At 67.5% G+C, this 15716-nt stretch carries 14 protein-coding genes; 3 read left to right on the top strand and 11 right to left on the bottom strand.

The features are described from left to right. The 6 genes from OOB33_RS12040 to OOB33_RS12015 form a co-directional block, all read right to left on the bottom strand. The gene (locus tag OOB33_RS12040) at window positions 1-516 is read right to left on the bottom strand and encodes a YfiR family protein (protein ID WP_271008837.1); all 516 of its coding nucleotides are present in this window, start codon (window positions 514-516) and stop codon (window positions 1-3) included. A 110-nt stretch (window positions 517-626) separates the two neighbouring features. After that, complete coding sequence (locus OOB33_RS12035) at window positions 627-2717, bottom strand: TonB-dependent receptor plug domain-containing protein (protein WP_271008836.1); 2091 nt, start codon at window positions 2715-2717, stop codon at window positions 627-629. A gap of 235 nt (window positions 2718-2952) precedes the next feature. Beyond that, window positions 2953-3333 carry a translation initiation factor Sui1 gene (locus OOB33_RS12030; RefSeq protein WP_102769900.1) on the bottom strand — a complete coding sequence of 127 codons (381 nt, stop codon included), beginning with the start codon at window positions 3331-3333 and terminating at the stop codon, window positions 2953-2955. Beyond that, window positions 3330-4325: a tRNA dihydrouridine synthase gene (locus tag OOB33_RS12025; protein WP_271008835.1), complete on the bottom strand. Its 996-nt coding sequence runs from the start codon at window positions 4323-4325 to the stop codon at window positions 3330-3332. The genes OOB33_RS12030 and OOB33_RS12025 overlap by 4 nt, the downstream gene beginning before the upstream one ends. Before the next feature lie 123 nt (window positions 4326-4448). Continuing rightward, a complete protein-coding gene (locus tag OOB33_RS12020; protein ID WP_271008834.1) occupies window positions 4449-4961 on the bottom strand; it encodes a M48 family metallopeptidase in 513 nt (170 codons plus the stop codon). 8 nt (window positions 4962-4969) lie between these two features. Continuing rightward, the gene (locus tag OOB33_RS12015) at window positions 4970-6853 is read right to left on the bottom strand and encodes a M3 family metallopeptidase (RefSeq protein ID WP_271008833.1); all 1884 of its coding nucleotides are present in this window, start codon (window positions 6851-6853) and stop codon (window positions 4970-4972) included. Between the two features lie 94 nt (window positions 6854-6947). On the opposite strand from OOB33_RS12015, the gene OOB33_RS12010 reads away from it, so the two are divergent. Continuing rightward, a complete protein-coding gene (locus OOB33_RS12010) occupies window positions 6948-7247 on the top strand; it encodes a 2Fe-2S iron-sulfur cluster-binding protein (RefSeq protein ID WP_102769897.1) in 300 nt (99 codons plus the stop codon). Window positions 7248-7257: 10 nt separating this feature from the next. Here OOB33_RS12010 and OOB33_RS12005 read toward each other — a convergent pair whose 3' ends face one another. The 3 genes from OOB33_RS12005 to OOB33_RS11995 are packed head-to-tail and all read right to left on the bottom strand — an operon-like array spanning window position 7258 to window position 9884. Next, entirely contained in the window at window positions 7258-8445 is a 1188-nt protein-coding gene (locus OOB33_RS12005; RefSeq protein WP_102769896.1) for a hypothetical protein, read from the bottom strand. 34 nt (window positions 8446-8479) lie between these two features. Next, entirely contained in the window at window positions 8480-9379 is a 900-nt protein-coding gene (locus OOB33_RS12000; protein ID WP_165794715.1) for a response regulator, read from the bottom strand. A 7-nt stretch (window positions 9380-9386) separates the two neighbouring features. Further along, the gene (locus OOB33_RS11995; RefSeq protein ID WP_133155313.1) at window positions 9387-9884 is read right to left on the bottom strand and encodes a hypothetical protein; all 498 of its coding nucleotides are present in this window, start codon (window positions 9882-9884) and stop codon (window positions 9387-9389) included. A gap of 284 nt (window positions 9885-10168) precedes the next feature. On the opposite strand from OOB33_RS11995, the gene OOB33_RS11990 reads away from it, so the two are divergent. Both OOB33_RS11990 and OOB33_RS11985 read left to right on the top strand, forming a co-directional pair. Further along, window positions 10169-10759: a 1-acyl-sn-glycerol-3-phosphate acyltransferase gene (locus OOB33_RS11990; RefSeq protein WP_102769893.1), complete on the top strand. Its 591-nt coding sequence runs from the start codon at window positions 10169-10171 to the stop codon at window positions 10757-10759. Continuing rightward, the gene (locus tag OOB33_RS11985) at window positions 10756-11031 is read left to right on the top strand and encodes a VF530 family protein (protein ID WP_271008832.1); all 276 of its coding nucleotides are present in this window, start codon (window positions 10756-10758) and stop codon (window positions 11029-11031) included. The genes OOB33_RS11990 and OOB33_RS11985 overlap by 4 nt, the downstream gene beginning before the upstream one ends. A gap of 106 nt (window positions 11032-11137) precedes the next feature. On the opposite strand, the gene OOB33_RS11980 is transcribed toward OOB33_RS11985, so the two are convergent. Continuing rightward, window positions 11138-12544: an efflux transporter outer membrane subunit gene (locus OOB33_RS11980; RefSeq protein WP_102769891.1), complete on the bottom strand. Its 1407-nt coding sequence runs from the start codon at window positions 12542-12544 to the stop codon at window positions 11138-11140. Further along, window positions 12545-15715, bottom strand: a complete 3171-nt coding sequence (locus tag OOB33_RS11975; protein ID WP_271008831.1) for an efflux RND transporter permease subunit — start codon at window positions 15713-15715, stop codon at window positions 12545-12547. Window position 15716 lies beyond the last annotated feature (1 nt).

Below are 15716 nucleotides of genomic sequence, written 5' to 3'. Positions count from 1 at the left end.
TCAGCTGCTCCCTGCCCGGCCGGTACCGACCAGGCGCGCTGCCACTTCCAGCAGTTTGGCGCTGGGCTTGAGGCGGGCGCGGCGCAGCACCTCGACATTGATCTCCATGCGCAGCTTGCCGCCCTCCACGACAAAGCCGACGCCGCCGCCCTGGTCGACAAACTGCTCGGCCCCGCCCACGGTCAGCACCGGCAGATCGGCCAGGCTGGCGGTCAGCTCGCCGATCGCCTTTTTGCCGCCGGAATCGAGATACACCATCTGGCAGGCCCGGGCCTCGCGCGCCGTGGCGGGGTACAGCAGTGCAATCGGTCGGCTGCCATGGTTGCGCGTGCTCAGCTCGCGCAGGCTGTCACCAAAGGGGTCGCTGCCCAGCACGCAGATGTGAAAGGCGCGCTCGCCCGCCTCGCCCTCGGGCCACTCGACGAACTGGCTGATGCGGTAAAGAAACGCCGCCTTGAGCTTGTACTCACCCACCAGAGCCTCGGCCGCCGCGCCGCGGGGCGGGAGGCTGGCCAAGACAAGAGCCAAGACCACCTCACGACGAAGCCAGAGTCCCGCGCGCCGCAAAGATGCCGGCGGGTGAAAGGGGGCGAGTCGGGTCCGGGCCATGGCGAGAATCGGCCGCCTCAGAAGCTGCGGCGCAGGTCCAGGCGCCAGGCCCGGCCGGCCAGGGGCACATCGCCAACGATGGCGCTGGAGTCGGCCGGCTCGGTGGCCGCTGCATTGAGGGCATTGCGCAGGCCGAGCGAGGCCGACCAATCCGCACCGGCCGGCTGCCAACGCAGCTGCACATCGAGCTGCCGGTAGGCCGGCAGGGGCGCCCGCGTGTCCGCGTTCAGGCGCGGCCGCGCGCCCACCCAGCGCGCCTGGGCTTGCAGGCTCAGGCCGGCCCCCAGGCGATGTTCCAGCGCCAGGCTGCTGATCTGACGCGGGGCATAGGGCGCGACACGGCCTTCGGCATCGCGCGCGCGCTGGACCGAGTGATTCAGGCGCACATGGCTGTGGTCGTTGGGGCGCCAGTCCAGCTCCAGCTCGGCGCCGGGCGCGCTCAGTTGGCCGACATTGCGATACACGCCCGACACCAGGCGGATCAGATCGCTCATGCGGTAGTGGAAGAAAGCCAGGCGGGCATTGAAATCGGTGCCCGCCGACCAATCCAGCTGCCACTCCCAGGTGCGTACCCGCTCGGGCGTCAAGGTCTTGGAGCCGAGATTGACCGGGTTGGAGGCGACGAACTGCTCTTTCATCGATGGCGCGCGGAAGGCCTGGCCATACAGCCACTTGCTGCTGAGCACCGGCGAGTGGCGCCAGACCAGGGACGCGCGCGGGTTGCGGGTGGTACCGAAATCGTTGTAGTGATCGACGCGCAGGCCCAGGGTCAGCTCGGCCTGCTCGTTCAGGCGCCAGACATCCTGCAGCGAGAGGTAGCGGTTGCGCCGCTGCAGATCGGGCGCGTACACAAACGGCGTGCCGGTGACATCGACCAACTGACCGGCCGCCACCCCGTGGCTGAAATTCTTGGCCTCCCAGGCGTGGAACTTGACCTGGCTGGACCCGGCGGCCAGGCGCAATCGGTGGCCGGCCCAGCCGCTGTAATGCGCCTCGGCATCGAGCCTGAGGCTGTCTTCATCGGAGCCCGGGTTGCCGATGGCGCCCTGCTCGAAGCGAAACAGCCGGTCGGCCCCGGCACCGAAGAGATCGCCCTGGGCGTTGACCGGCAGCAGCGCGCCGGCCGGGAAGACCTGGTAGTTGGCAAAGAACCAATAATTGCTCCAGGACGCGCGCAACAGCGCGTTGAAATGCTCGGTGGCGCCGGGCAGCTGCCAGCGCAGCTCGGCCAGCGACTGCCGGGCCTCGGTGCGCGAGTCGGGGTCCAGCGCCCCGGCGATGCCCCAGGCCGCACCCATGCGATCGGCACGGTAATGCCAGAGGCGCAGCTGCAGATCGGCCCGCGCGAGCTCGACATGCAGATTGCCCAGGCGGTACTGCGTGTCCAGTGCCCCAGGCGCACGCGAGGCCTGGCTGCCGAAGAGGCGGTCGAACTCGGTCTGCTGGTCGGCCTCGATGCGGCGTTCGCGGTCGCCCTCGCTGCGCTGCAGCTCGGCGGCCAGCATCAGGCCCCAGTCACCCACGCGCGTCGTGCGCCGCATCCAGAGGTCCGCGCTGCGGAAGGCGCCGAGGCTGAGCCCGGCCTGGCTCTCGGGCTCGCGCATGGGGTCGCGGGTGACGATGTTGATGACACCGGCAAAGGCATCGGCGCCGAACACCGCCGAGCCCGGGCCGCGCACCACCTCGATGCGCTCCACCGCGGCCAGCGGCAGTTTGACCCCGGCGCCCAGCGAGCCGGTGAACACTGGGTTGATGGGCACATCGTTGAGCGTGACCAGCACCTGCGGGTTGTCGTAGGTGTACATGCCGCGGATCACGAACAGGGGCTGGCGATTCTTGGGCGCGATGTGCAGGCCGGCCACGCCTTGCAAGGCCTCTTCGAGGGTGTTGGCCCCCATGGCCTCGATCTGGGCGGCGGTGACGATGGAGACGATGGCCGGCGCGTCACGCGCGGCCATCTTGAAGCCGGTGGCGCTGCGCACCTCCAGCTGCGAGAGGCTATCGAGATCGAGGTCGAGCAAGGAGCCCGCGCCCCGGGCCGGCATCGCGGCCATCCCCAGGCACCAGGCCGCCACAGCCCCCATGCGCATGCGTACACCGACTTGCATGTTCAGAACTCCTGCAAGCACCTGCCGCGCCGCACTTGGCACCGCAGGCCCCAACCTGGTTCCGCGGCCGCTGAGGCAAGCCGTGGCGCCACGCCCGGGCCGGCGCTCTGTTGGCGGTGCGCGGCGTCCCGTTCATTTCCGCGCTGCTCAAACCCGAGGCCAACTCAGTCTAGCCCCAACAGCCCAGGTGCGCAGCCCCATCACCTCAGGGGTTTCGGCAACGCAACACGCGGGCTCAGCCGCCCGCCTGCTTGACCGTCCAGCTGCCTTTTTTCTTGAGCAGCTCGATCACCCGCTCGCGGTGGTCGCCCTGCACCTCGATCACGCCGTCCTTGACCGTGCCGCCCGAGCCGCAGGCGGCCTTGAGCTCCTTGCCCAGGGCGATCAGACCGGCCTCGTCCAGCGGCACGCCCTTGACGAGGGTGACGCCTTTGCCGGCCCGACCCTTGGTCTCGCGTGAGACGCGCACGATGCCGTCGCCCTTGGGCAGCTGGGGCCGGCCGCAGCGGCAATCGGCCTTGGCCTGGCGGCATTCCGGGCAGGTGCGGCCGCTGTCGGTGGAATAGACCAGGCCGGACAAGGCGCCCAGGCCGGACAGGGATTTGCTGGACTTCATGCGGTGCAACTTTCTACTTCTTCATCGATCGGGCACGGACGGAGTGGCCGCGGCCCGCGCTCGTCCGGGCCGAACATCTGCAGGTCCAACTCCTCGGGCGAATTGACGGTGCGCAAGCGCAGGTAGGCCTCTTCCGCCTCGGGGTAATGCCGGCGCAGGTAATGCAGCCATTGTTTCAGGCGGCCGGCCTGGTGACGATGGGCGACGTTGCTGCGCACCAGATCAAAGAAGCCGCGCATCAGCGGCAGCAGCGCGGCCCAGCTCAGCGGCGGCCCATCCGGAGACTGGATTGCCAGGGCCAGACCTGGGTTGGCCACCATGCCGCGGCCCAGCATCAAATCGCTGCAGCCGCTTTGTGCGCGGCAGTTCTCGGCATCGGCCGGTGTCCAGATTTCGCCATTGGCCACCACACGCGCCTGCAACGCCTCGCGCACCGCGGCGATGCGGTCCCAGTAGGCCGGCGGCTTGTAGCCATCGGCCTTGGTGCGGGCATGGATGACCAGCTCCTCGGCGCCGCCGTCCTGCATGGCCAGCGCGCAATCGAGCGTGCGGTGGCTATCCATATAGCCCAGGCGCATCTTGGCCGAGAGCGGCAAGTCGGCCGGCATGGCACGGCGCACGGCCGAGACGATCTCAAAGATTAGCTCCGGCTCGTCCAGCAGCACCGCGCCGCCGCGGTGGCGGTTCACGCATTTGGCCGGGCAGCCGAAATTGAGGTCAATGCCGGCCGGCCCCAGGGCCGCCAGCTTGGCCGCGTTCTCGGCCATGCAGACCGGGTCGCTGCCCAGCAGCTGGGCACGCACCGGCACGCCGGCCGCCGTGCGCCCGCCGTTCAGCAGCTCAGGCACGATGCGGGTGAAAACGCGGTTAGGCATCAGCATGTCGGTGATGCGGATGAACTCGGACACGCAGCGATCGATGCCGCCGACGCGGGTGAGTACATCCCGGAGCATGTGATCCAACAGCCCTTCCATCGGCGCCAACAAGATCATGTGAGCCCCTCGTCCAGCGGGTACGCTGGCCGCCCCCCCGAGGGGACAGGCATCCTGCGGATGCCTCGGGCCGGCTTGGGGCGGCCCGGCGCTCGGCCCTCAATGCAAGGCAGTTCCATCGGCTCAATCATGGCAAGCCTCCGCGGCCTGCAGGTCTTGATGCGTGAGATACAAGCGCAGATCAAACTCCAGCTGGCCGTAGGCCGGCTCCATATGCTGGCAGAGCTGGTAGAAGGCCTTGTTGTGGTCCAGCTCCTTGAGGTGGGCCAGTTCGTGCACCACGATCATCTTGAGGAACTCGGCCGGCGCTTCCTTGAACAGGCTGGCCACGCGAATCTCGCGTTTGCTCGTCAGCTTGGCGCCCTGCACGCGCGAGGCGCGGGTGTGGGTGCCCAGGGCGTGCTGCAGCACCTTGAGCTTGGCATCGAAGCAGACCTTGGACAGGGGAGGCGCATTGCGCAGGTAGCGGTTCTTCAGCGCCATGGTGTAGTCGAACAGTGCCGTGTCGCTGCGCACCTCGTGCCCCAGCGGATAGCGGCGCGCCAGGGTCTCGCCCAGGCGGCCGGCATCGATCAGCTGCTGCACCTGGGCCAGCAGTTCGGCCGGGTAGCCGGCCAGGTACTTCAAAGTCGGCATCACGAAGTTCAGCTCGGCTGGGCGAGCGCCCCGGGGCTGATGCTGTAGTTCGCGGCGATCCAGGCCTCGAACTGGCTGCACATGGCTTCATCCCCCTCGCGGTTGTCGGCCAGCAACTGCTCGCCGTGGACGATGCGGATCTCGGCCGCCAGGGCCGCCGGGAACTCGCTCGGGTACTGGCGCTGCGCGGCGGCGGCCATGCTGGCTTGGGCCTCGGCCCAGCAGTCCTCGACCGACTGGTTGCAGGCCTCGGCCAGGTAGCGGGCGGAGAAGCCCTCGCCCGTCAGGCTGCGCAAGGTGGCGTCGTGATCGATGCTGTTGCCCGGTTCCCAGTAATGCGCCGACAGCGCCGGGCCGATGGCCGGGTTGTCGGTCAGATAGCCATGTTTGCGCAGGAAATGAGCGCGGGTCTGGTAGACGGCCATATGAGCCAGCAGATAGCCCTGGTAGGACGCGGCCGATTCCTGGTTCAGCAGATGCGGGATGGCCAGCAGCGGCCGTGGGCTGTGCACACCCAGCACGCGCTGCTCGGTGGCGCGGGCCAGGGCGAGCACGTTTTCCGCTGTCAATGCTTCGTCCGGCATGGCGTAGAGCGCCGCTTCGAAATAAGGCACGACGGCGATCGAGCGCTCGTCAAAGGCGCGCATGGGCTGGCTGCTGGCAATGCGGGCGTGGATCAGCTCGTCGGGGATGGCCTCGCCCGCGGCGTTGCGGGCATAACGCTTGAGCCAGTCGGCATCGCCGAGCAGGCTGTCGCAGAACATCGATTGGGTCTCGGCGTAGGCCATCGAGGTCGGCGCGAACTCCTGCGAGAAGCAAGGCGAGTTCTGCACCACATTGGCGAAATGCGCCGCATGCCCGCCCTCGTGGAACAAGGTGTTGATGGCGCGAAGGCCGCTGCCGATCTGATCGGGTTTCGCTTCGGCGGTGAAATTGATCTGACCCGGCAACCAGCGACCTTGCGCGTCGACGTAGCTGGGAATGGGGCCATGGCAGAAACCGTTCTGGTACTTGCCAGCGCGTTCCAGCAAGTCCAGCTGCAGGGTGGCGCCACGGTACTGGATGCCCAGGCGGCGGAAGCTCTGCACCCAGCGGCGCAGGGCCGGGCCGAAGGGCATGTAGGCGTCCATGCGGCGCACCACATCGCCGGCCGAGTAGAAGCGCAGGTTCCAGGGCTGCAGGGCCTGCTCGCCATGGCGGGCCTTCAGATCAGCCAGGGCGCGGGTGTTGGCCGCATCGGTGCGCTGCACGAAATCGTCGAGGATGCCCTTCAGCTGCTGCGGCGTCATGCGCTCGTTCCTGCGCAGCTTGAGTTCGAAGTAGTTGTCGAATCCCAGGGCCCGCGCAAAGCGGTTGCGCAAGCGCACCAGGTCGAGAAAGCCGTTGGCCAGCACCCATTGCTCAATCGCGTAAAAGGCTTCGAGCGAGCTGCGCCGGCGGGCTTCGTCCGGGTTGGTGGCCAGATTGGTGGCCAGCATGGACAGCGAGGCCACCTCGCTCTCGCCCGCTTCGTTGATGTGCCGCGGCTGCAGCTCGCGCTTGGCGGCAAAGATGCGGCTCTCGGCCTCGATGATCTCGGCCATCAGGGCGCGGCCGGCTTCGTTGTCGATGATATTGGCCTCGAACACGGCCAGCCAGCCACGCAGGCCGTGCAGCAGGGCCATGCGCTCCGTGCTCTCCTCGGCCGATTCAAGCCGCGCGATGTGCTCACGCGTCGCGGCCAGGCGGGCCGGGTCGGAGATGAAGGCCTTGTAGGCGCCCTCGGCCCGCTCAAAGCCGGCCTGGTCCTCGCTGGTGGCCATATAGGTGGCCCAGAACAGGTCTTCCTTGCTCTTGTGGACCTGCAAATAGTCCTGGTTCAGCTGGTCAAAAAAAGCGCGGGCGCGGTCCATGGAGGCGGCTCTTGTGAAGTCGGCAGGGGCGAAAGCATAGCGGTTCGGCCGCTGCAGCCGGCTTGGCAAGGCCACTTTGGGCCATCATGCCGGCATGAGCACGACCTTCCAGATCCGCCTGCTGCAGGCGGATGAAGCCAGCGAGAGCTTCCCCGCCCGAGCCGACCAGACGATTCTGCAAGCCGCCCTGCAGGCCGGCGCCTCCATGCTCAGCAGCTGCCGCAATGGCAGTTGCCGGGCCTGCGTGCGCCAGCTGCTGGAGGGTGAGATTGCCTACCGCATCGAATGGCCCGGCCTGAGCCGGGAGGAAAAGGCCGAGGGCTGGGTGCTGCCCTGTGTGGCGGAGGCGCGCAGCGATCTGCTGCTGGCACCGGTACGGCGCGAAGGCGGCTGAAGCCCGGCGCTCAGCGCGGTGCGGCGGGATCGGCCGGTGCGGTCTCGGCCGGCGCCTCGGTCGCCGGCGCGGGCGACACCGCCGCCGTTTCGGCCTCTTCCAAAGCCTGCACCATGGCCTGACCGGGGTTGCGCTCCTTGGCGGTCACTTCCAGGTAATGCTGTTCGATGAAACCCTTCTCGACCAGATTGCGCTTGAGCGAGTCTTCCAGCTCCTCGATCCGGCCCTTGAGTTTTTCGATCTCTTTTTCCAGCTTGGCCTTGGTTTCCAGCACGGCCTCGTCGACCGGCTCGTCATGCGCTGGCGGGTCGGCCGACAGGACCTCGAGGTCGTGGCGCAGCTTCTGGATGGTGCGCTCGGCCGTGGCCAGTTGCTCGCGCTGGGCCTGGGCCTCGCGCTCCAGGGCCTTGATGGCGGCGGCATTGGGCGGCGCCTCTGAGCCGGACGAGGCCGCCGAAGCCTCGGCCGAGCCGCCCAAGGCCAAATCTTCCAACTCGCGCTGCAGGCGGGCGGCCGTGCGCTCGGCACGCTCGGCGCGCAGCTCGAAGCCGCTGGCACGCTCCTGCGCCTGCTGGACCTGGCCACGCAGCTGCTCCAGGCGTTGGCGGGTCGAGGCCAGCTCGGCGCTGTCGGCGCCGCTCGCATTGCCCCCTCCGCCACCGGTGCGGGCACGCAGGCTGCTGATCTGGCGCAGGCTTTCTTCCAAACGCTCGCGCGTGCGCCCCAGCTCCACCTGCACCCGTTGGCGCTGGGCCAGCAGGCGATCGACCTCGTTGCGATGGCTGCGCTTGAGGCGCTCCATCTGCTCGGCATTCATTTCATGGGCATGGGCCGGCCAGGGTTCGCGGTCGGCCTCGCGCTGGGCGCGGTCGGCGGCGGTGTCCATGCCGTAGCTGTTGATCAGGGTGCGCACCATCTCGGGCAGTTCACTGAGCAGGTGCATATCGGGCGCCTGAGCGCCGCCGAAATTGCTGTTCGCTGCCCCACCCCGGCCCTCGGCCACACGCATCAGCTCATGCGCAGCGATCTTCATCTCGCGGCCGGCATCGCGGGTCTCGCGCAGGGCGTTGACGATGTGGATGTGGTTGCTTTCCTCGTAGCGCGTCATGCGCCAGTAGGTGGCGATCACCACGATGATCACCACCACATTGGCGAGAAAGAGGGAGACGGCGGCAACGCCTTCGACGGTCAGTTCCATGGCGGGCGCGGCTCCTCGTCCAGGCGGGCGATGCTCACAGGCGGATAAAGGCCATGCGGCCCTCGCCATAGCCCGGCACCGAGAGACGGTAGTCGCTGCGGCCGATGTCGCGCTCCATCAGGCTGCGCAGCTTGTCGAAGGGCTTGGCCACCAGATTCACCACCTTCAGCGTCACCGCCGGCGAGCCCGGTTCGCGCGTCAGAATGCCCGCGGCCGAGCGCAAGAAGAGATCGGCCTGGGCCATCATCTCCGGCGTGGGCACGCCCGAACTCAGCGCCAGGCGCACCGGCGGCGGCTGCAGCTGTGCCCCGCCGCCGCCCAGGATGCAGCAGGCATTGACATCGAGGATGCCGAGCGCATGCGGGGTCTTCTGCCCTTCGGCCACATACATGGCCAGGTTGTGGGGCAGCTTGAGGTCGTTCAGGCCCTGGCCCGGTGCCGGGATCAGGCGGAAGGGAATCTCGCGCATCTGGCTCTTGATCAAGCGGTTCAGCGCCTCGGCCGATTCCAGCGCCGGCGCCGGGCCCTTGGCCGCCTCGCGGCAGGAGGCCAGGGCCGCCTGCACCTCGCGCAAGAGGTCCTCGTCCTTGAAGGGCTTGTTGATCACGAAGATGGCTCCGTTGCTGCGCGCTTGCGAGAGGTGGCGTTCGCCCGTCTCGGTGGTGACGAAGCCGACCTTGATCTCGTGGCGGCCGATCTGGCGCAGGGTCTGCAGCATCTCCAAGCCGCTGACCTTGGGCATGTGCCAGTCGGAGATGACCAGATCGGGCTCGAAGCTGGTGACCAGGCGCAAGGCCTGCTCGCCATCCATGGCCAACTCGAACTGCAGCGGGCCCAGGGAGGCCGCCTGCAGCACGCGCTGGATGATGGCCTGGATGGCTCGGCTGTCGTCGACGATCAGGACACGCAGTGGGGCTAGATTGGCTGTTTGCATGATCTCTTCACTCGCGGCAAAAGCTGCCATCACGATGGATGTCAGTCAGCATCACGGCCAGCCGGCGGGGCTGGTCGCTGGATACCACAAAAAGGGCGCGGCGTTCGCCGCGGTGCGTGTATTCGGGCCACTGCTGGCGGTCCAGCGGTTGCGGCAGGCCGAGGTTGGCCAGGCTGGCGTCATCCAGGCATTCCATCAGGCTGGCGCTAAGGATGTTGCAGAGCTCGGCGCCGGCGTCCTGCAGGTCGGCCGGGCTCAGCTGCTCGGGCGGCAGGCCGAACATGGCCGCGGCCAGGGCCTGGCTCTCGGCCGCGCCCATGAGCAGGAGCACCAGCGCGCGCGGATGGCTGCTGAAGCCAGTGACGCAATCGGTGATGGGCAGCATGAAGCAGGCGTCATCGGCCTGCGGCGTGGGGGGCTCGGCGGCCGGCGCAAAGGCACAGCTCTGCCCGGTCAAGCCTGACCAGGCGCGCGCCAAATTGCTCAGAACAACCCCTTCGTGCACTCAACCACCTCCAAGGCTTGGGGCTGAGTGTCCGCGCAAGCGGCCGGCGGCCAAAGCCCGAGCAAAGCGGCCAAGACCGGCTTTCTTCGGCGCCCGGGCCGCAGGCGCGGGGCACACACTCGCTCCACAGCGTCTGTGGACAAGTCCGTGCACAGCCTGCGCACGCCGCTCGCAAGTGCTTGATTTCACGGAATCTTTGCTGGATTGCCGCAAAAACAGGCAGAGCTACCGGCACCCAGCCTGAGCGGGGCGGGATAATCACCGGTTCGCCGCGCCCCACTCCCATGCACAGAACCATTTTCACCACGCCCGTCGTCAACAGCCTGTTGCGCGGCTTCTCCATCGCCTTTTTGAAGCTGCGCGGCTGGACCCTGGACGGCCAGTTGCCCGCCGCCCACCCCAAATGCGTGCTGATCGCCGCCCCGCACACCAGCAACTGGGACCTGCCCTACACGCTGATGGTGGCCTTCGCCCTGCGGCTCAATGTCTACTGGATGGGCAAGCAGCAGATCTTCCGCTGGCCCTTCGGCCCGGTGATGCGCTGGCTGGGCGGCATCAGCGTGAACCGCGAGCAATCGAGCAATCTGGTGGCCGCATCGGCCGCGGCCCTGGTGGCCGCCGATGGCGCGGTGCAACTGATCGTGCCGCCCGAGGGCACGCGCAGCAAGACCCGCTACTGGAAGACCGGCTTCTACTGGATCGCCCACACCGCCCAGGTGCCCATCGTGATGGCCTACATGGACTACGAGCGCAAGCTCAGCGGCCTGGGCCCGATCTTCGTGCCCAGCGGTGACATCGAGGCCGATATGGTCAAGATCAAGGCCTTCTACGCCCAGTTCAAAGGCAAGAACGCCTCGCAGTTCGACCACCAATGAGCGAGCAGCACGACACCCCGTCGGCGCCCCCGGCCGCTCCCGCGAAGAAGAGCAAAGACCCGCTGCACGGCATCACCTTGGAAACCATCGTCACCGAGCTGGCCCACTACTTCGGCTGGCGTGAACTGGGCGAGCAGATCCCCATCCGCTGCTTCCAGCAAGACCCCAGCGTCAGCTCCAGCCTCAAGTTCCTGCGCAAAACCCCCTGGGCCCGCGCCAAGGTGGAGAGCCTCTATCTGTTCATGAAGCGAGAGCAGGCGCGCAGCCGCTGAGCCAGGTCGGCTCGCTCCAGCCAAGAGTCACCGGAAAAGAAAAGGCGCCCGGTCGAAACATCGACCGGGCGCCTTTTTGCTGGGGCTGCAGCGTATCGTCAGCGCATCAGCTGGACTTCACGCCGCCGCCCAAGGCCTTGTACAGCTGCACGCCGTTGAGCAAGGCGCCCAGGCGCACTTGCAGCAAGGCTTGCTCGGCCGCGAAGGCGGCGCGCTGGGCGTCCAGAAGTTCCAGGCTGTTGGAGGCACCGTTGGCATGGCGCAGTTCCACCAGCTTCAAACGCTGCGATTCAGCGGCGGTCTGCGCGGCCTGGGCCTGCAGCTGCTCGCCAAAGGTGGCGCGGCCGGCGAGTGCATCGGCCACCTCACGGAAGGCGGTTTGCACCGCCTTTTCGTACTGCGCCACGGCCACGCCCTGGGCCGCCTTGACGGCTTGCAGATTGGCCTCGTTGCGACCCGAATCAAAGATCGGCATCAAGGCCTGGCCGACCAGGCTGAAGGCCGTGTTCTTGAACAGCTCGGACAGCTGCGAGCTGCTCGTGCCCAGATTGCTGGTCAGGGTGATGCTGGGGAAGAAGGCCGCGCGGGCCGCGCCGATATTGGCATTGGCGGCACGCAGCTGCTGCTCGGCCTGCAGAACATCGGGGCGCTGCACCAACACCTCAGAAGGCAGGCCGGCCGGCACATCGGCCAGGCTTTGCGCTTGCAGGCGCTGGCCCGCCGGCAGATCAGCCGGCAAGGGCTGACCGACCAGCAGCACCAGGGCGTTCTCGTCCTGGGCACGCTGGCGCTGCTGCTGGGCCACGGCCGCACGGGTGGCGGCTGCAGCCGACTCGGCCGCGCTCAGGTCCAGCGAGGACGCCGCGCCCGCCTCGAACTTCAGACGGGTCAGGCGCAGCGTGTCTTCGCGCGAGGCCAGAGTGCGCTGGGCCAGCTGCAACAGCTCCTCGTCGGCCTGCAGCACCAGATAGGCCGAGGCCACGCCGGCCACCAGGCTGATCTGGGCGGCGCGGCTGCCTTCGGCCGTGGCCAGGTAGCGGGCCGTGGCGGCATCGACCTGGTTCTTCACCCGGCCCAGCAGATCGACCTCATAGGCCGTGACCTGCAGGCCCGCCTGGAAGTTGTTGCTGCTGCCCACGCCATTGCTGTTGGGCTGGCGGCTGGCGCTGAAACCAGCGTTGACCGTGGGCAGGCGGCTGGCTTCGCTGACGCGGGCCAGGGCGCGGGCCTGCTCGACATTGAGCAGGGCCACGCGCAGATCGCGGTTGTTCTTGAGTGACAGATCGATCAGGGCGCGCAGGCGCTCGTCCCGGCCGTAAAAGCTCTGCCAGCTCAGCTCGGCCGCGGCCGTGCCGCTCGTGGCGGACGGAGCCGACCACTGCGCGGCCACCGGGGCGGCCGGGCGCGCATGCTCAGGGGCCAGGCTGCCGCAGGCCGACAGGCTCAGGGCTGCGAAGGCCAGCGCGCTCAGACGCAGCATCGGGGTCTTGCGAAAGGTCTTGTTGTTTTCCATTCAAACCTCCTCGGCGGGCAAAGCACCGCTGGGCTGGGCACCATCGGCCTGATGGGCGTAGATGCGGCGTTGGCGTTCGCTGCCCTTGAACACGCGGCGCACCACCAGGAAGAACACCGGCACAAAAATCACCGCCAGAACCGTGGCCGACACCATGCCCGAGAGCACGCCGGTGCCGATGGCACGTTGGCTGGCCGAGCCCGCGCCGGTGGCGAAGAACAACGGCGTCACGCCCAGGATGAAGGCCAGCGAGGTCATGATGATGGGACGGAAGCGCAGGTGGCAGGCCTCGAGGATGGACTCGATCAGCCCCTTGCCTTCGGCCTGCAAGTCCTTGGCGAACTCGATGATCAGGATGGCGTTCTTGGCGGAAAGGCCGATGATGGTGATCAGGCCGACCTTGAAGTACACGTCATTGGGCATGCCACGGAAGCTCGCTCCCATCAGCGCACCCAGCAGGCCCAGCGGCACGACCAGCAGCACCGACAACGGGATGGACCAGCTCTCGTAGAGCGCGGCCAGGCACAGGAACACGGCCAGCAGCGAGAAGGCAAGCAGGATGGTGGCCTGCGAACCCGAGAGCTTTTCTTCACGCGACAGACCGGTCCACTCGTAGCCGATGCCGGGAGGCAGCTGCTTGACCATCTGCTCCAGCTCGGCCATGGCCGCGCCGGTGGAAGCACCGGGGGCTGCATCGCCAGCCAGGCGCATGGCCGGATAGCCGTTGTAACGCGTGGCCTGCATCTGGCCGGTGATCCAGTGGGTGGTGGCAAAGGCCGACAGCGGCACGCTCTGACCCTTGACGTTGGTGACATTCAAGCGCAGCAGGTCTTCCGGTTGCATGCGAGCCTGGGCTTCCGCTTGCACAACCACTCGTTGCAGGCGGCCGTTGCTCGGGAAGTCATTGACATAGGCCGAACCCAGCTGGGTGCCGATGACGGCAGCCACGGCGTCGAAGTTCACGCCGAGCGCAGCCGCCTTGTCACGGTCGATGTCCAGCTGAAGCTGCGGTGCATCTTCCAGACCGTCCGGGCGCATGCCGGTGATCAGCTTGCTCTTGCTGGCCATGCCCATCAGCTGGTTGCGGGCGTTCAGCAAGGCCTCATGACCCAGGCCGCCGCGGTCCTGCAGGCGCAGGGCGAAGCCGGTGGCCGTGCCGAGCTCGGGGATCGGCGGGGGCGAGAGCGGGAAGATAAAGGCATCACGCACCGCCATCATCGCGCCGAAGGCACGGCCCGCCAGGGCCGAAGCACTGTGCTGCGGGCCGATGCGCTCTTCCCAGGGCTTGAGCGGCACGAACACCAGGGCGGCGTTCTGGCCTTGGCCCGAGAAGGAGAAACCGATCACGCCCACGGTGTTCTGCACCTCGGGCTGTGCCAGCATGAAGTCTTCGACTTGCTTGACCGCCGCTTCGGTGCGGTTGGCCGTGGCGCCCGGGGGCAGCTGCACATTGACGATCAGATAACCCTGATCTTCATTGGGCAGGAAGGAGGTGGGCATGCGGGTGTACATCAGGCCGACGGCGGCGACGATGACGCCGTAGACCAGCAGCATGCGGCCGCTGCGCTTGAGCAGCTTGGCCACCCAGCCTTCATAGCCCTTGGCCGTGCGCGAGAAACCACGGTTGAACCAGCCGAAGAAACCGGTCTTGGCGTGGCCGTGGCCGGCTTCCACCGGCTTGAGCAAGGTGGCGCACAGGGCCGGGGTCAGGGTCAGCGCCATCAGGGCCGACAGCAGCATGGAGGCCACCATGGCCAGCGAGAACTGGCGGTAGATATTGCCCACCGAACCCGCGAAGAATGCCATGGGCACGAAGACCGAGACCAGGACCACGGTGATGCCGATGATGGCGCCCGATATCTGGCCCATGGCCTTGCGGGTGGCCTGCAGCGGCGGCAGCCCCTCCTCGTTCATGATGCGCTCGACGTTCTCCACCACCACGATGGCGTCGTCCACCAAGATACCGATGGCCAGCACCATGCCGAACAGGGTCAGCACGTTGATGGAGAAACCCATCCACAACATGATGGCGAAGGTGCCCAGCAGGGCGATCGGCACCACGATGGTGGGAATCAGGGTGTAGCGCCAGTTCTGCAGGAACAGGAACATCACCAGGAACACCAGGACCACGGCCTCCACCAAGGTCTCAACCACTTGCGTGATCGAGATCTTGACGAACTTGGACGAGTCGTAAGGCACCTCGTAGGCCACGCCCTCGGGGAAGTAGGCTTGCAGCTCGGCCATGCGCTCCTTGACCGCGGTGGCCGCGGCCAGGGCGTTGCCGCCCGGGGCCAGCTGGATGCCGATGCCGGTGGCCGGCTTGCCGTTCAGGCGCGAGTAGGAGCCATAGTTCTGGCCACCGAGCTCGACGCGAGCCACATCCTTGAGGCGCACGCTGGAGCCGTCGGTGTTGGCGCGCAAGACGATGTTCTTGAACTGCTCGGCGCTCTCCAGCTGCCCCTTGACCACCACGGTGGCCGACATGGTCTGCTCGGACAGATTGGGCAGCTCGCCGATGGAGCCGGCCGGCACCAGCGCGTTTTGCGCGCGGATGGCGGCATTGACCTCGGCCGGGCTCATGTTGAAGGACAGCAGCTTGGCCGGGTCCAGCCAGATGCGCATCGCACGCTCGGTGCCGAACAGCTGGGCCTGGCCGATGCCGGGCAGACGCTGCAGCTCGGGGATGATGTTGCGCGCGGCATAGTCACCCAGGGCCTTGGTGTCCAGCGTGCCCGTCTTGCTGGACAGCATGACGAAGAGCAGGAAGTTGTTGCCGGCCTTGTCGATGCGCACGCCCTGTTGCGTCACCGCAGCGGGCAGGCGCGGCGAGGCGCGGCTCAGGCGGTTCTGCACCTCCACCTGGGCCAGCTCCAAATTGGTGCCGGGCTCGAAGGTGACGGTGATGGCGCCGGTGCCGTTGGCCTGGCTGACCGATTCCAGATAGGCCAGCTTGGGCGCGCCATTGAGCTCCTGCTCGATGACGGAGATGACGCTTTCGTCCAGGGTCCGGGCGGAAGCGCCAGGGTAAACCACATTGATGGACAGGGCGGGCGGCGCGACCGTGGGGTACTGCGCCACCGGCAGCTTGGTGATGGAGACCGCGCCGAAGACCAGGATGAACAGTGCGATCACCCAGGCAAAGACCGGCCGGTCAATGAAGAAACGTGCCATG

The organism is Paucibacter sp. B51 (genome assembly GCF_027863535.1).
Lineage (GTDB): Bacteria > Pseudomonadota > Gammaproteobacteria > Burkholderiales > Burkholderiaceae_C > Paucibacter_A > Paucibacter_A aquatilis.
Note: the sequence above shows the minus strand (reverse complement) of the source record. Positions and strands in the feature narration are given on the sequence as shown.

Bases quoted from the DNA above. Each gene is read 5' to 3' on its own strand.
- OOB33_RS12005 (WP_102769896.1), bottom strand. From the start codon at position 8,445: ATGGAACTGACCGTCGAAGGCGTTGCCGCCGTCTCCCTCTTTCTCGCC.
- OOB33_RS12025 (WP_271008835.1), bottom strand. From the start codon at position 4,325: ATGATCTTGTTGGCGCCGATGGAAGGGCTGTTGGATCACATGCTCCGG.
- OOB33_RS12000 (WP_165794715.1), bottom strand. From the start codon at position 9,379: ATGCAAACAGCCAATCTAGCCCCACTGCGTGTCCTGATCGTCGACGAC.
- OOB33_RS12020 (WP_271008834.1), bottom strand. From the start codon at position 4,961: ATGCCGACTTTGAAGTACCTGGCCGGCTACCCGGCCGAACTGCTGGCC.
- OOB33_RS11985 (WP_271008832.1), top strand. From the start codon at position 10,756: ATGAGCGAGCAGCACGACACCCCGTCGGCGCCCCCGGCCGCTCCCGCG.
- OOB33_RS12015 (WP_271008833.1), bottom strand. From the start codon at position 6,853: ATGGACCGCGCCCGCGCTTTTTTTGACCAGCTGAACCAGGACTATTTG.
- OOB33_RS11975 (WP_271008831.1), bottom strand. From the start codon at position 15,715: ATGGCACGTTTCTTCATTGACCGGCCGGTCTTTGCCTGGGTGATCGCA.
- OOB33_RS12030 (WP_102769900.1), bottom strand. From the start codon at position 3,333: ATGAAGTCCAGCAAATCCCTGTCCGGCCTGGGCGCCTTGTCCGGCCTG.
- OOB33_RS12010 (WP_102769897.1), top strand. From the start codon at position 6,948: ATGAGCACGACCTTCCAGATCCGCCTGCTGCAGGCGGATGAAGCCAGC.
- OOB33_RS11990 (WP_102769893.1), top strand. From the start codon at position 10,169: ATGCACAGAACCATTTTCACCACGCCCGTCGTCAACAGCCTGTTGCGC.
- OOB33_RS12035 (WP_271008836.1), bottom strand. From the start codon at position 2,717: ATGCAAGTCGGTGTACGCATGCGCATGGGGGCTGTGGCGGCCTGGTGC.
- OOB33_RS11980 (WP_102769891.1), bottom strand. From the start codon at position 12,544: ATGGAAAACAACAAGACCTTTCGCAAGACCCCGATGCTGCGTCTGAGC.